The organism is Mycobacterium sp. ACS1612 (assembly GCF_001667505.1).
In the GTDB taxonomy this organism is placed as follows: domain Bacteria; phylum Actinomycetota; class Actinomycetes; order Mycobacteriales; family Mycobacteriaceae; genus Mycobacterium.
On the sequence record NZ_LZHZ01000018.1, the window covers coordinates 167,842 to 183,762 of the forward strand.

Here is a 15,921-nt window from a genome sequence, read left to right on the forward strand (position 1 = left end):
ATCCGCAATACCGCTCAACCAGGACGTGATTTTTCTTGGCCGACACCCGCCCACCGATCGCGCTGTGGCGATCGGTGCGAGCGCTGCCCGAGTTCTGGCGGCTGCTCGAACTACGCACCGTCAGCCAGGCCGGCGACGGCCTGTTCCAGGCGGGGTTGGCGGGCGGGCTGCTGTTCAATCCCGAACGGGCCGCGAGCCCGTGGGAAATCGCCGCCGCGTTCGCCGTCCTGTACCTGCCGTACTCGCTGCTCGGCCCGTTCGCAGGGGCGCTGCTGGACCGCTGGGACCGCCGCGTCGTGCTGATCGCCGCGAATTTCGGCAGGCTGCTGCTCGTCCTCGGGGTCGGTGCGCTGCTGGCCGCGGGCGCCGGCGATTACGCGATTCTGTTCGGCGCGTTGATCGTCAACGGCTTCACCCGCTTCGTGTCGTCCGGGTTGTCGGCGGCGCTGCCCGACGTGGTGCCCCGCGGGCAGGTGGTCACGATGAACGCGGTGGCCACCGCCACCGGTGGGGTGGCCGCATTCGGCGGCGCACTGTTCATGTTGGTGCCGCGCTGGCTGTTCGGCGCCGACGACACCGGCGCCGCCACAATCATTTTCATCGTCGCCGCGCCCGTCGCGGTGGCGTTGCTGCTGTCGGTGCGGTTCCCGCCGCACATCCTCGGACCGCACGAGAGCAAGCGGTCGATCCACGGGTCGGTGCTCTACGCGGTGGCCACCGGCTGGCTGCACGGTGCCCGCACGGTGCTCGCGGTCCCGACCGTGACGGCGACGCTGTCCGGGTTGGCCGCCCACCGGATGGCGATCGGCATCAACACGCTGCTGGTGCTGGTGATGGTGCGCCAGACCAACCTCGGCGGGGTGGCCGGGCTGGGCACCGCGGCGACGTTCTTCGCGGCCACCGCTGTCGGTTCCTTCCTGGCGACCGCACTCACACCAAGCCTGGTTCAGCGCTTCGGCCGCTACGCCGCGCCGAACGGCGCGCTGGCCTTCGCCGCGATCGTCCAATTGTGCGGCGCTGGCTTACAACTCCCTGTGATGGTGCTGTGCGGGTTCCTACTCGGCGCCGCCGGGCAGGTGGTGAAACTGTGCGCCGATTCCGCCATGCAGATCGACGTCGACGACGCCCTGCGCGGGCACGTGTTCACCGTGCAGGACTCGCTGTTCTGGATGTCGTTCATCGCCGCGATCGCGTTGGCGGCTAGCGTCATTCCCCCCGACGGCCACCAGCCCACGCTGGTGCTCGCCGGGGTGGCGGTGTACGTCGCGGGCCTGGCCGCGCACGTCGGCATCGCCCGGCGCGGTTCGGCACAGGGTTAAGGTGAGCCGCATGGCGACAGCGGAGCCGATGGTGGCCGACCTTCGTGCGGAAACTGACGACCTGGACGCCATGGTGGCCGACCTGCCCGCCGAGCGGTGGGCCGACGCCACACCGGCGCCCGGTTGGACCATCGCACACCAGATCGCGCATCTGCTGTGGACCGATCGCGTTGCGCTGACCGCGGTGACCGACGAGGCGGGCTTCGCCGACGTGCTGGCCGAGGCGGCCATGGATCCGACAGGCTTCGTCGACGCGGGCGCCGAAGAACTCGCCGCACTGCCGCCCGACCGATTGCTCGCCGACTGGCGCCAGACCCGGCACCGGCTGCATGACGAACTGCTGGGTGTAGCGGATGGCCGCAAGCTGCCGTGGTTCGGCCCGCCGATGAGCGCCCCGTCGATGGCCACCGCCCGGTTGATGGAAACCTGGGCGCACGGCCTCGACGTCGCTGACGCACTCGGGGTCAAGCGGCCCCCCACCGCGCGGCTACGGTCGATCGCCCACATCGGCGTGCGCACACGCGACTTCGCGTTCTCGATCAACGGGCTGACCCCACCCGCGGAGCCGTTTCGCGTCGAGCTTCAGGCCCCCGATGGTTCGACGTGGGAGTGGGGTCCCGACGATGCCGCGCAACGCGTGACCGGTTCAGCCGAAGACTTCTGCATGTTGGTGACGCAGCGGCGGGCCCGCGCGGCGCTCGACGTGCAGGCCGTCGGCGCCGACGCCGAGACGTGGCTCGGCATCGCACAGGCGTTCGCGGGTCCGCCGGGACCGGGGCGCTGACGCAGCGGCTCGAATTTGCGCACAGGGCTGTGAATTTCAGTTTTCAACGACCCTGGCTGCAATTTCGGCCAGGTGCCCGCTGGATACCGCTGACGTGTCGCACCATTGACCTGACGCTTCTCGGAGCGGGGGCACATGGATTTTTACGCTGTGGTCGACGAGACGGTGGCTCTGCTGCGAAGCAGGGGCCGGGTGTCGTATCGCGCCTTGCAGGAGCATTTCGGTCTCGACGACGAGCGCTTGGACGCGTTGCGGGCCGAGTTGTTGTTCGCCCACCCAGACATCACCGAGGAACCGCAGGGGCTGGTCTGGACCGCCGAGCACCACGGGGAACGCCGACAACTGACCATGTTCTTCTGCGATCTCGTCGGATCGACATCGTTGGCGAGCCGCTTCGACCCTGAGGAGTGGCGCGAGATCGTCGCGTCCTACTACGACGCATGCGCGAAGGTGATCGCTCGCTTCGACGGTCACATCGCTCAGTACCTTGGTGACGGCCTACTCGTCTATTTCGGTTATCCGCATGCGCACGAAGACGACGCACAGCGCGCGGCCCGCGCCGGTCTCGGCATCATCGACGCCGTCGGGCAGCTCAACCCCGCCCTCTCCGAGAGGTACGGGGTCTCACTCGCGGTGCGGATCGGTTGCCACACCGGGTTGGTCGTCGTCGGTGATGAAGTCGGCAGGACCGGTCACGACGACATGGTGCTGGGCGACACACCGAACATCGCAGCCCGGCTGCAGGCTCTCGCCGCACCGAACACATTGGTGATCGGCACCTTGACGCATCAGCTACTCGGCGGCTTGTTCGCATACGAACCGCTCGGCAGCCCGCCGCTGAAAGGGGTTTCGGTACCGCTTCAGGTCTATCGGGTGCTTTACGAGAGCACCGCGCGAACCCGATTGGAAGCGCTCGCGAGCACCGGCCTGACACCGTTGGTGGGGCGGGAGGCCGAGTTAGGGATGCTCGAAAAGGCCTGGGCCGAAGCGACAACCGGTCAAGGGCAGGCCGTGCTGGTGACCGGCGAGGCGGGCATCGGCAAGTCCCGGTTGGTCAAGGAACTCACCGACCACGCCTCGTCCCGGAAAGCCTGGTTCACGCACATGCAGTGCTCGCCCTACTACCAACACACCGCGTTCTATCCCGTAGTCGATCTCCTCGAGCGAATCGTATTGCGCTTCGGGCGTGATGACTCGCTGGCACAGAAGTTGACCAAGCTCGAAGGCTTCTTGGTGGAAACCGGTTTCTCGCTGCCCGAAACTGTCCCCCTGTTTTGCTCCCTGCTTTCGATTCCGCTTGGCGCCGAGTACGTGTCGCGCGACCTACCTGCAAATCAACAGAAGCAGGAAACCATGCACGCTCTGACGGCGATCCCGCTTCGCAGGTCGAGGAAGCAACCGGTGATGCTCATCGTGGAAGATCTGCACTGGATCGATCCGACCACCCTGGACTACCTGACCATGGTGGTCGATGCGATCGGCACCGAACCGATCATGGCCGTGTTCACCTGCCGCCCCGACTTCTCGCCGCCGTGGAATACAGCCTCCAACGTCACCGTGATCGAACTCAATCGCCTGCCGAGCGACGCGTCCGTCGAGTTGGCTCACGAAGTCGCGCAGGGGAAGTCGCTGCCGAGGCAGGTCGTTTCGGAGGTGGTCGCCAAGACCGACGGCGTCCCGTTGTTCATCGAGGAACTCACCAAGATGCTGCTGGAGTCGGGCATGCTCGAGGAACGCGTGGGCCGTTACGCGCTCACCGGTCCACTCCCACCACTCGCGATCCCCAGCACCCTGCAGGACTCCTTGATGGCTCGCCTCGACCGGCTGGCGCCGGTCAAGGGTCTGGCGCAACTGGGTGCTGTTCTCGGACGCGAGTTCAGCTATCAACTGCTACAAGCGGTTTCGCCGCTGGACGACGATGCTCTGCGTGACGGTCTCGAGCGACTTGTGGCGGCCGAGTTCCTTTACGAAAACGGTGTACCGCCCGATGCGATCTACCGTTTCAAGCACGCGCTCGTGCAGGAGTCGGCATATCAATCGTTGTTGAAGAGTACCCGCCAACAACACCATCAACGCATCGCCGATGTGCTCGTATCGCGCTTCCCTGAAACAGTGGAGACGCGGCCCGAACTCCTGGCGCACCACTACACGGAAGCCGGTTTGACCGAGCGCGCCATTCCCTACTGGCACGTCGCCGCACAGCGCGCACTGCAGCGGTACGCGAACCACGAGGCCGCGAGTCATGCTGGCCGCGGTTTGGAATTGCTTGCTGCACTGCCTGATACACCGCAACGGGCGAAACTGGAACTGTCTCTTCAGCTGGTTCTGGCCCCGTCGTTGAGCTTCATTCGCGGGCCGCAAGCGGTCGAGGACATTCATGCCAGGGCGCTCCAATTGGCACGACAAGTTGGCAGCACTCCCGAACTGTTCCCGGCGCTAGCCGGATTCGGGTATGGGCAGATGGTGCACGGCAACCTGCGCGAGGCCAGATCGCTGGGTGAGGAATTCGTCGAGTTGGCGCAGCCGCAGCAGGATCCGCTCGTGCTCGCAGTTGGACACCGAATGCTGGCCTACACGGCATGGTGGCAAGGAGATCTGGTCGGCGCCCGTGAACACAGCCGTGCGGGTTTGGCGCTTTACGATCCCGACCAACACCGTACCTGCGTGATGCGCTTCAGCCAGGATTCAGGAGTCGTCTGTGGGTATGTGAGCGCGCTGGCCGACTGGGCGTTCGGGTACCCGGCCGAGGCAGTACAAACCATGGATCGGACGATCGCGCACGCGCGAGCGCTCGCCCATCCCTACAGCATCGCGATAACACTTCTGTTTGCGGCTCAGCTTTCGCAACTGCGCCGCGACACGGCGAGCGCACGCGCACAGGCCGAGGAGGCGCTCGCGATATCCGCCGAGCACGGCCTTGACGCCGTGTGGCTATGGTGCCTGCTGCCCCGAGGTTGGGCTTCGGTAAAGGAGGGTGACGTGACCGCGGGCATCGCTGACATTCGGGAGGCGATGAACCGTCGGCGCGCGGCCAACATCGGCGCCGTGTGGCCGTGGTTCCACGCGGTGTTGGCCGATGCCTACGGCGCGCTCGGCGAATTCGGCCAGGGCATACAGCTATTGGACGAAGCGCTGCAGATCGTCGAGCGCAACGACGAACGGCTCTACGAGGCCGAGGTGCACCGGATCAAGGGTGAGCTGCTGCGGCGCCAGCACTCCCATGCCGACGCAGAACGCTGTTTCCAGCGAGCGCTGGCAGTCGCACGCCAGCAGCAGGCCAAGTCCTGGGAACTGTGCGCGGCGACCAGCCTGGCTCGACTGTGGTTGCAGCAGAACAGAATCGAGGACGCTCGTAGCCTGCTGACGCCGGTCTATGACTGGTTCACCGAGGGCTTCGACACCGCCGACCTGATCGACGCCAGGGCGGTGCTGGACGCGCTATAGCTCGGTGGCCGCATCGGCTCTGCCGTCACCGTCGGAATCGGCGAGCTTGACATCCCACCGGCCGTCAGCGTCGGTGTCCACATAGGCCAGGTCACCGGAGATGGCACGGTCCGCCAGGCCGTCGCCGTCGGTGTCCGTCAGCCGGTCATCGGGTTGTCCGTCGCCGTCGACGTCGACGGCGGGCCCACCCGTGTGCTCGACGCCGTCGAGCCCGAACCACCGCAACTGCCCCGCCCTGTCGACGCTGACCGCCCAGGTGCCGGTGCCGTCGTCGGTGAAGAATGCGGCCTGCGTGTCGTGGTCGCGGACCATGTGTTCGGCGAGGCCGTCGCCGTCCAAGTCGGCCATCGCGTCATCGACCAGGCCGTCGCCGTCGAAATCCAGGCCGACCGCGTCCAGCGCCCCATCGCCGTCGACATCGACATTCGGGTCAGCGGTCCACATGATCGCCGAGCCGTCCGGGTCGCCAAGGCAGTACTCCACGACTACTCAGACGTCGCGGCCGCCTCGTGCGTTCCACCATTTGGTCAACTCGTCGACCGCCTCGTCGTGGCTCAACGGTCCGCGGTCCAGCCGCAGCTCCTTCAGGTACCGCCACGCCTCCCCGACTTCGGGGCCGGCGGGAATGCCGAGGACCTTCATGATCTCGTTGCCATCGAGGTCGGGTCGCACCCGCGCGAGATCCTCCTTGGCGGCCAACTCCTCGATGCGGCGCTCCAGGTTGTCGTAGTTGGCCTGCAGCCGCGCCGCGCGCCGTTTGTTGCGGGTGGTGCAGTCGGCGCGCACCAGCTTGTGCAGCCTGCCCAGCAGCGGGCCCGCGTCGGTGACGTATCGGCGTACCGCCGAGTCGGTCCACTTGCCAGCCCCCTTGTCATCCGCGTATCCGTGGAAGCGCAGGTGTAGGTACACCAGCTGCGACACGTCGTCGACCATCTGCTTGGAGTAGCGCAGCGCCCGCATCCGCTTGCGGACCATCTTGGCGCCGACGACCTCGTGGTGGTGAAAGCTGACCCCTCCGTCGGCCTCGTGCTTGCGGGTGGCCGGCTTGCCGATGTCGTGCAGCAATGCCGCCCACCTCAGCACCAGATCCGGCCCGTCATCCTCGAGGGCGATGGCTTGCCGCAAGACCGTCAGCGAATGCCAGTAGACGTCCTTGTGCTGATGGTGTTCGTCGATGGCCATCCGCATGTCGCCCACCTCGGGCAGCACTACGTCGCCGAGACCGGTCTGCACCATCAGGTCGATGCCCGCGACCGGGTCGGCACCGAGCAGCAGCTTGTCCAGTTCCGCGGCGACGCGCTCGACCGTGATGCGGCTCAATTGCGGCGCCATCTCCAGCAATGCGGTCAGCACCCGCGGCGCGACGGTGAAGCCGAGTTGTGAGACGAACCGCGCGGCCCGCAGCATCCGCAGCGGGTCGTCGCCGAAGGACACCTCCGGGCGCGACGGGGTGTCGAGCACTTTGCCCCGCAGCGCCGCCAAACCGCCAAGCGGATCGAGGAATTCGCCGAAACCGGTCGGCGTGATGCGCACGGCCATCGCGTTGACGGTGAAGTCGCGGCGGACCAAATCGTCCTCGAGGCGGTCGCCGAACCGTACCTCCGGGTTGCGCGACACCTGATCGTAGGTATCGGCGCGAAACGTGGTCAGTTCCAGCCGCAGGCCGTTCTTGCCGACGCCGAGGGTGCCGAATTCGATGCCGGTGTCCCACACCGCGTCGGCCCACACCCGGAGCAACTTCTGCATCTGCTCGGGCCGTGCATCGGTGGTGAAATCCAGGTCGCTGTCGAGCCGACCCAACAACGCATCGCGCACGCTGCCGCCGACGAGATACAACTCGTGGCCGGCGTCAGCGAAGATTGCGCCCAGTTCGCTCAGCGGTGCGCTGTGACGGTTCAACGCCTTGGCGGCGCCTGCCAGCAGTTCGGCATCAGCAGCAGATTCGGGCACGTTCGATAACCCTAATCTGACGGTGCCGCAGGCCGCGAATGTGCAACGGGTCAGTCACGACCGGTGAGTGCGGCGGGGCCGAAACTTCGTGGCAGCTACCATCGCTTAGGTGTCGGACGGCGAGCAGGCCAAACCACGACGGCGCCGGGGGAGGCGCCGCGGCCGACGCGCGGCAGGCCCGCCCGAATCGACCGAACACCGCAACGCCAAATCGCTACCAGGCAAGCAGGATCAGCCCAACGGTCAGGCTAAACCGCAGAAATCCCGCCCGCGCCGGCCCACCGACCGCCTGCGCACCGTGCACGAGACCTCGGCGGGCGGGCTGGTGATCGATGGCATCGACGGCCCGAAGGAGACACAGGTCGCCGCGCTGATCGGGCGCATCGACCGGCGCGGACGCATGCTGTGGTCGCTGCCCAAGGGCCACATCGAACTGGGCGAGACCGCAGAACAGACCGCGATCCGTGAAGTCGCCGAGGAGACGGGTATCCAGGGCAGCGTGTTGGCCGCGCTCGGCAGCATCGACTACTGGTTCGTCACCGAGGGTCGGCGCGTGCACAAGACCGTGCACCACTATTTGATGCGGTTCCTCGGCGGTGAACTGTCCGACGAAGACGTCGAGGTCAGCGAGGTGGCGTGGGTGCCGCTGCGGGAGTTGCCGTCGCGGCTGGCCTACGCCGACGAACGACGGCTCGCCGAGGTCGCCGGTGAGTTGATCGACAAGTTGCATGCGGATGGGCCAGCCGCATTGCCGCCACTGCCGCGGACCTCACCGCGCAGGCGCGCCCAGACGCACTCGCACACCCGCAACCGCCGTCCCGACGAACAGCCATCTCGCCGGACGAACGGGTGCGGACAAGGGCCGTGACAGTGGTGCTGGCGCGACTGCTCGCCGTCCTGGCGCTGCTGACGCTGATCGCCAGCCCGATCGCATTCCCGCACGCCGCCTCGGCTGAGCCCGGCGCGGCGCCGTTCCTTCAGATCCGTATCGACCGGATCACCCCTGACGTCGTCACCACCACCAGCGAGCCGTTGGTCACCGTCACCGGCTCGGTCGTCAACGTCGGCGACCGGCCGGTGCGCGATGTGGTGGTGCGCCTCGAACACGCCGCCGCAGTCACCTCGTCGGCCGGGCTGCGCACCAACCTGACGGGCAACGTCGACCAATACGAACCCGTCGCCGACTTCATCACGCTGGCGCCGGAATTGGTTCGCGGACACGCTGTTCCGTTCGCTCTGTCCTATCCGCTGCGGTCCGCGGAGCTGCCGTCGCTGCAGATCGACAAACCCGGCGTGTACCCGGTCATGGTCAACGTCAACGGCACCCCCGACTACGGCGCACCTGCCCGACTCGACGACGCCCGCTTCCTACTGCCCGTGCTCGGCGTTCCGCCCGAGCCCGCCGCCGAGACCGCGGCCGACGCGGTGACGGCGGTGGTACCGCCCGACACCTCCAAACCGGTCCGGCTGACCATGTTCTGGCCGCTGGCCGACCGGCCCCGGCTGGCCGCGGGCGCTCCCGGCGGCACCACGCCGGTGCGGTTGATCGACGACGACCTCGCGACGTCGCTGGCGCCCGGCGGGCGGCTGGACATCCTCCTGTCGGCCGTCGAGTTCGCCACCAGCCCGCCCGTCGACCCCAGCGGCGAGGTACGCAACGCCATGTGCCTGGCCGTCGACCCCGATCTGCTGGTCACCGTCAACGCGATGACCGGCGGCTACGTCGTCAACGACGCACCGGACGCCGGGCCTGGCACGCCGACGCATCCCGGCACCGGCCAGGAGGCCGCGATCGCCTGGCTCAATCGGCTCAAGGCGCTGGCCCAGCGCATGTGCGTGGCGTCGACCACCTATGCGCAGGCAGACCTCGACGCACTGCAGCGGGTCGACGACCAGGGCCTCGGCGCGATCGCCACCAAGAGCGCCGCCGACGTCGTGGACCAGATCCTCGGGGTCGCCACGACGCGCGGCGCGACGCTCGTCGGTGACGGACCGCTGACCGGGTCCGGCGTCGAATTGCTTTCGGCGCAGGGCCCGACCGTCGCGATCGGCGCGGCCAACAGCCCTGCGCAAGACTCCGCCACCGGCGAGCCCGCGACAGCCGACGTCAGGCCGGTGCGGTACACCCCCCAAGTGGCCGTCGCGCCGTTCGACCCGACGGTCGGGGCCGCACTCGCGGGAGCCGGGACGGACCCGGCGTCGCCGTCGTATCTCGATCCGTCGCTTGACATTCCGGTCAAACACGACTCGCAGGTGGCCCGCCGCCAGGATGCGCTGGGTTCCCTGCTGTGGCGTGGTCTTCACCCCGACACCGAACCACGCTCCCAACTGCTGACCCCGCCGCTGACGTGGAACCTGTCCCCCGACGACGCGCAGGCCATCCTCACCGCCGTCGCATCGACCATCCACGCCGGGCTGGCGGTGCCGCGGCCGTTGACGGCGGTGATCAGCGAGACCAACACCATCGCCCCCGACGACCTCGCCCCGATGCCCGATGATGACCTCGGCAATCCGCGCGGCCGGTTCGACGACGGTGTCGTCTCCGGCATCACCGCCGCGGCCGGCCGGCTGTGGGGGTTGACGGGCGCCCTGACCACCGACGAGCGCACCGGGCTGACCGGCCCGCAGTACACGGCGCCGCTGCGGGAGGACCTGCTGCGGGCGTTGAGCCAGTCGGTGCGGCCGGATGCCCGCAACGGGCTCGCGCAGCAGCGGCTGACGACCGTCGGCCGCACGGTCGACGACCTGCTCGGGGCGGTCACGATCGTCAACCCCGGCGGTTCATACACACTGGCCACCGAGCACAGCCCGCTGCCGCTGGCGCTGCGCAACGACCTGCCGGTGCCGATCCGGGTCCGGCTGCAGATCGACGCGCCGCCAGGGATGACGGTGACCGACATGGGCGAGATCGTGCTGCCGCCCGGCTTCCTGCCGCTGAAGGTGCCGATCGAGGTGCACTTCACGCAGCGCGTCGCGGTGGACGTCGCGCTGCGCACCGCCGACGGCCTGCCCCTGGGTGAGCCGGTGCGGCTCTCGGTGCACTCCAACGCCTACGGCAAGGTGCTGTTCTTCATCACGCTGACGGGCGGGGCGGTGCTGGCACTGCTCGTCGGCCGCCGGCTGTGGCACCGGTGGCGGGGCCAGCCCGACCGCGCCGACCTGGACCGGCCCGACCCGATCGACGTCGCGATCGCCTATGCCGACGACGTCGACGAATCGCCGCCGCCAGCGGTCAGCCGTTCCTCGGGCGGGGACACGTGAGCACGATCGGCGGACCCCGTCCGCCGCAGCCACCGCCGTTCAACAAGGTGCCGCCGCGGCGCTACCCGCCTCGGGCCCCTGCCTACCCACCGCCGCGCAGGCCACCACCGCAACGGTTGCCGCGCGGGCCCGCCCCGCGGCGGCGGGCAGGCCGCCCCGAGCTGTCCGACGCCGCAGTGGTGTCCCGGTCGTGGGGCATGGCGTTCGCGACGCTGGTCAGCCGCATCACCGGCTTCACCCGCATCGTGCTGTTGGCCGCGATCCTCGGTGCGGCGCTGTCGTCGGCGTTCTCGGTGGCCAACCAGCTGCCCAACCTGATCGCTGCGCTGGTGCTCGAGGCGACGTTCACGGCGATCTTCGTCCCCGTACTGGCCCGCGCCGAGCGCGACGACCCCGACGGCGGCACCGCTTTCGTGCGGCGACTGGTCACGCTGGCCACCGCGCTGCTGGTGGTCGTCACCGTCCTGTCCGTGGCTGCCGCCCCGCTACTGGTCCGGCTGATGCTGGGCAGCGACCCTCAAGTCAACCGGTCGCTGACGACGGCGTTTGCCTACCTGTTGCTGCCGCAGGTGCTGTTCTACGGGTTGTCGTCAGTGTTCATGGCGATTCTGAACACCCGCAACGTGTTTGGGCCGCCTGCGTGGGCGCCGGTGGTCAACAACGTCGTGGCGATCGCCACGCTGGGCCTGTACGTCCTTGTGCCCGGCGAACTTTCGCTGGATCCCGTCGAGATGGGCAACGCCAAGTTGCTGGTGCTCGGCATCGGCACGACGCTCGGGGTGTTCGCGCAGACGGCCGTGCTGTTGGTGGCCATCCGGCAGGAACGCATCAGCCTGCGTCCGCTGTGGGGCATCGACGCCCGGCTCAAGAAGTTCGGCACCATGGCCTCGGCCATGGTGCTGTACGTGCTGATCAGCCAGATCGGCTTGATCGTCGGCAACCAGATCGCCAGTGAGGCAGCGGCTTCCGGCCCGGCCATCTACAACTACACCTGGCTGGTGCTGATGCTGCCGTTCGGCATGATCGGCGTGACCGTGCTTACCGTGGTGATGCCCCGGTTGAGCCGCAACGCCGCCGCCGACGACGTCCCCGCCGTGCTGGCCGACCTGTCGCTGGCCACCCGGCTCACGATGGTGACCCTGATCCCGATCGTCGCCATCATGACCGTCGGCGGACCCGCGATCGGCACCGCGTTGTTCGCCTACGGCAACTTCGGTGAGACCGACGCCGGGTATCTCGGCGTGGCGATCACCTTGAGCGCGTTCACGTTGATCCCGTATGCCCTTGTGCTGCTTCAACTTCGGGTGTTCTACGCCCGTGAGCAACCGTGGACGCCGATCGTGTTGATCGTCGTGATCACCACGGTGAAGATCGTGGCGTCGCTGCTGGCCCCCTACCTGACCGACGACCGCGAACTGGTGGCCGGCTATTTGGGCCTGGCCAATGGGCTGGGCTTCTTGGCCGGTGCGACGGTCGGCTACTTCCTGTTGCGTGCCAGCCTGCATCCGCCCGGCGGCCGGTTGATCAGCGTCGCGGTGGCGCGGACCATCCTGGTCACGATCACCGCGTCGTTGGTCGCCGGTCTGATCGCGCATATCGTCGATCAGCTGCTCGGGCTCGAATCGCTGACCCGCAACTGGGGCGGCGGCGGATCGCTGCTGCGGTTGACGGTGCTCGGCGTGATCATGGTGCCGATCATCGTCGGCGTCATGTTGGCCGCCCGGGTGCCCGACGCGCAGGCCGCGCTGGCGGCCGTTCGACGCCGCCTCGGCAGGGGCGGCGGGCCCGCACCTCGGGGCCAGGGCGGCGTAGCCGCACCGCGGGTCGCCCCGGCCGACCGGCCACGCCCAAGTGGCCCCCTCACGTACGCTGATCAGAGGAATTCGTTCGCGTCACGCCATCGTCAGTTCCCGGCTGCGGCCCGGCGCGAACCTCCGGCCGACGTTGCCGGTGACTGGCTCAGGAAGGGACCCGCGGTGACCGACGACCAAGCGACCGGCGCCGCCGCCGGTTCTGACGGCACCGCCACGACGAAGATCCCCCGCCCGCCGGCCCCGGATTCAGGGTCGGCCGAAGACTTCGCGCCGGACGTGCCCGCCGATCCGACCGAAACCCGGGCACACGACGTGCCCGAGGCGAACGGCACGGCGCCGATGCCGACATCCGGTCGCCCGCCCGCCGACTACGGCGGCGATCCCACCCGCGAGGCCATGTCGTTCGCTCCCCCGCGGGAACCCGCGATCGAATCCGCGACCTCCGACGAGGACGTCCACCTGATTCCCGGCGCGTCCATCGCCGGCGGTCGGTACCGGCTGTTGGTGTTTCACGGCGGCCCGCCGAACCTGCAGTTCTGGCAGGCGCTCGACACCGCACTGGACCGGCAGGTGGCCCTGACGTTCGTCGACCCCGATGCCACGCTGGCCGACGACCAGTTGCAGGAGATCCTGTCGCGGACGATGAAGCTGAGCCGGCTGGACATGCCAGGCGTCGCGCGCGTGCTCGACGTCACGAGCACCGGGTCCGGCGGTCTGGTGGTCTCGGAGTGGATCCGCGGCGGATCGCTGGCGGAGGTCGCCGAGACGTCGCCGTCGCCGATCGGCGGGGCGCGTGCGATCCAGTCGCTGGCCGCCGCGGCCGAGGCAGCACACCGGTCCGGTGTCGCGCTGTCGATCGACCATCCCAGCCGGATCCGGGTCAGCATCGAGGGCGACGTGGCGCTGGCCTTCCCCGCGACGCTGCCCGACGCGACTCCCGAGGACGACATCCGCGGCATCGGCGCCGCGCTCTACGCGCTGCTGGTGAACCGCTGGCCGCTGGCCGAGTCCGGGGTCCGCAGCGGCTTGGCGAAGGCCGACGTCGACGCCGCGGGCCAACCCGTCGAACCGCGCGCGGTCGACCGCGACATCCCGTTCCAGATCTCTGCGGCGGCGGCACGCGCGGTACAGGACGGCGGCGGCATCCGCAGCGCGCCGACCCTGTTGAACCTTCTTCAGCAGGCCACCGCTGTGGCTGACCGCACCGAACTGATCGAACCGGTCGACGAGCCCACCGCCTCACCACCGGCCCGCTATCGTGGCGCCCCCGCCGACGACCCGGAGTCCGCACGGCGTCGTCGCAAGGGACTGCTGATCGGGCTGGGCGTCGGCGGCGCCATCATCGTCGTCGCGTTGGTGGTGCTGGCGTCGGTGTTGAGCCGGATATTCGGCGACGTCGGCGGCGGTCTCGGCGGCGACCAACTGGGCCTCAACGCGCCGACCACCTCGGCACAGGCCGACGGCGCCTCCACCGGCAGCGTCGTGAAACCCGTTCGGGTGACGGTGTTTTCGCCGGAGGGCGAGGCCGACGCACCCGATCAGGCTGGACTGGCCATCGACGGCAACTCGGCGACGGCCTGGCCGATCGACACCTACACCGACCCGGTTCCGTTCCCGAACTTCAAGAACGGCGTCGGGCTGATGCTGCAACTGCCGCAACCCACCAAGCTCGGCGAGGTCACCATCGACCTGGACAGTACGGGCACCGCGGTGCAGATCCGCGCGTCCCAGACGCCTACACCCGCGTCGCTGGACGACACCACGGTGCTGGTGGGAGCCACCACGCTCAAGCCCGGGTCGAACACGATCAAGGTGGACAACCCGACGGCGACCTCCAACGTGCTGGTCTGGGTGTCGACGCTGGGCCAGGTCGACGGCAAGAGCCGCTCGGACATCGCCGAGATCACGCTCAAAGCCGCGTCCTAGCGTTCATCCCCAGCCCGCCAAACTTGTGTCCGGAGCGACCTCCGGCGCCGTTTAGTGTTCGGCTGTGGGGAGTGTTGGGGGAATCGACCGGTCGGACAAGGAATTGCTGGCGGCGCATATCGCCGGCGACCGCTACGCGTTCGAGGAGCTGTTCTACCGGCACCACCGCCAGTTGTACCGGCTGGCACAGATGACCAGCCGGGATCCCGAGGACGCCGCCGACGCGCTGCAGGACGCGATGCTCAAGGCGCACCGCAGCGCACCGTCCTTCCGGCACGACTCCGCCGTCGGCAGCTGGTTGTACCGCATCGTGCTGAACGCCTGCCTGGACCGGTTGCGCCGCAACAGGACTCACGCCGCGGTGACGTTGGATACCGATGCCTGCCACACCGGGGACCCGACACCGCGGGTGGACACCACGATCGTGATCGAGCGTGCGCTGATGCGGCTGCCGCTGGAGCAACGCGCAGCCGTCGTTGCGGTCGACATGCAGGGCTACTCGGTGGCCGAAACCGCACGCATGCTCGGCATCGCCGAAGGCACCGTGAAGAGCCGATGTTCGCGGGGCAGGGCGAAGCTGGCCGAGACGCTCGCTTACCTACGGAACCGGGACGGCCACGCCACCGTCTAACCGTGCGTGGTGGAGACTGGCTTGCGTCAGGGCGGGACACAACCGGCGGGGGCAGCGATGGACGACGACGCGGGCCGCGACCAGGCGCCGCTCACCCTCCAGGTGCTGGCCGACCTGCAGGCCGGCCTCCTCGACGACGACACCGCCGCCGCACTACGTAGGCGGATCCGCGACGACCCGGACGCCGCGGCCATGCTGGCCTCGCTGGACAAGGTTCGCGCCGCCCTCGCCGACTTGGGCCGCGACGCCGCCTCGGCGCCCGAGGTGCCCGCCGCAGTGACGGCCCGTATCGGGGCCGCGCTGCGCGCACAGCGGGACGCCCCGGCCCATTCGGCCCGGCAGGCGCCGCGGTGGCAGCTCGTCGCGCTGGTGACCGGGGTCGGCGCGGCGCTCGTCGGCGCCGCCGTCGGTGCACTGATGTTGACGCGCCCGCCCGCCCCCACATGGTCGATGGGGCCGACGGCCGAACGCATCACGGTGTCGCGGCCTGCCACCGAACTGCCGCTGCCCACCTCGCAGATCACCGCGCTGCTGACCCAGGCCCCGGACTGGGGCCCCCTCGCCGACCCCGGCAGGAGGGCGGCCTGTCTGTCGGAACTGGGCTACGCCGCCACCACCCCGGTGCTGGGCGCGCGGCCCGTCGACATGGACGGCCGACCGGGAATTTTGATGCTGCTGCCTGCCCATTCACCCGGCACGGTGCTGGCGCTGGTCGTCGCGCCCGATTGCACCGCCGGGCACACCGGGCTGCTGGCCAACACCCTGCTCGCGCGGCCGTAATCTGTCCTGCAA

General features: G+C 68.9%; 10 protein-coding genes. 8 read left to right on the top strand and 2 right to left on the bottom strand.

The features are described from left to right. Positions 1–35 precede the first annotated feature (35 nt). The 3 genes from A5724_RS06550 (at position 36) to A5724_RS06560 (ending at position 5,547) form a co-directional block, all read left to right on the top strand. A complete protein-coding gene (locus A5724_RS06550) occupies positions 36–1,319 on the top strand; it encodes an MFS transporter (RefSeq protein ID WP_067798043.1) in 1,284 nt (427 codons plus the stop codon). 10 nt (positions 1,320–1,329) lie between these two features. After that, the gene (locus tag A5724_RS06555) at positions 1,330–2,103 is read left to right on the top strand and encodes a TIGR03084 family metal-binding protein (RefSeq protein WP_067798341.1); all 774 of its coding nucleotides are present in this window, start codon (positions 1,330–1,332) and stop codon (positions 2,101–2,103) included. 135 nt (positions 2,104–2,238) lie between these two features. Beyond that, positions 2,239–5,547, top strand: a complete 3,309-nt coding sequence (locus A5724_RS06560; RefSeq protein WP_067798046.1) for an AAA family ATPase — start codon at positions 2,239–2,241, stop codon at positions 5,545–5,547. Here the strand turns inward: A5724_RS06560 and A5724_RS06565 are convergent. After that, positions 5,542–6,030, bottom strand: a complete 489-nt coding sequence (locus A5724_RS06565) for a pullulanase (RefSeq protein WP_067798049.1) — start codon at positions 6,028–6,030, stop codon at positions 5,542–5,544. The genes A5724_RS06560 and A5724_RS06565 overlap by 6 nt on opposite strands. Before the next feature lie 6 nt (positions 6,031–6,036). Then, the gene (locus tag A5724_RS06570) at positions 6,037–7,497 is read right to left on the bottom strand and encodes a CCA tRNA nucleotidyltransferase (RefSeq protein WP_067798052.1); all 1,461 of its coding nucleotides are present in this window, start codon (positions 7,495–7,497) and stop codon (positions 6,037–6,039) included. A gap of 109 nt (positions 7,498–7,606) precedes the next feature. Between A5724_RS06570 and A5724_RS06575 the strand changes: the two genes are divergently transcribed. From A5724_RS06575 to A5724_RS06595, 5 genes are all read left to right on the top strand, one after another. Next, positions 7,607–8,365, top strand: coding sequence for an NUDIX hydrolase (locus A5724_RS06575; protein WP_067798055.1), 759 nt, complete (start codon positions 7,607–7,609; stop codon positions 8,363–8,365). Beyond that, on the top strand, positions 8,362–10,758 hold the full coding sequence (locus tag A5724_RS06580) for a DUF6049 family protein (RefSeq protein WP_067798058.1): 2,397 nt from the start codon (positions 8,362–8,364) through the stop codon (positions 10,756–10,758). The genes A5724_RS06575 and A5724_RS06580 overlap by 4 nt, the downstream gene beginning before the upstream one ends. Before the next feature lie 47 nt (positions 10,759–10,805). After that, entirely contained in the window at positions 10,806–14,498 is a 3,693-nt protein-coding gene (murJ, locus tag A5724_RS06585; protein WP_067798344.1) for a murein biosynthesis integral membrane protein MurJ, read from the top strand. Between the two features lie 64 nt (positions 14,499–14,562). Beyond that, positions 14,563–15,129 carry an RNA polymerase sigma factor SigM gene (gene sigM / locus A5724_RS06590; protein WP_067798061.1) on the top strand — a complete coding sequence of 189 codons (567 nt, stop codon included), beginning with the start codon at positions 14,563–14,565 and terminating at the stop codon, positions 15,127–15,129. 9 nt (positions 15,130–15,138) lie between these two features. Then, the gene (locus tag A5724_RS06595) at positions 15,139–15,909 is read left to right on the top strand and encodes a hypothetical protein (RefSeq protein WP_369830612.1); all 771 of its coding nucleotides are present in this window, start codon (positions 15,139–15,141) and stop codon (positions 15,907–15,909) included. Positions 15,910–15,921 lie beyond the last annotated feature (12 nt).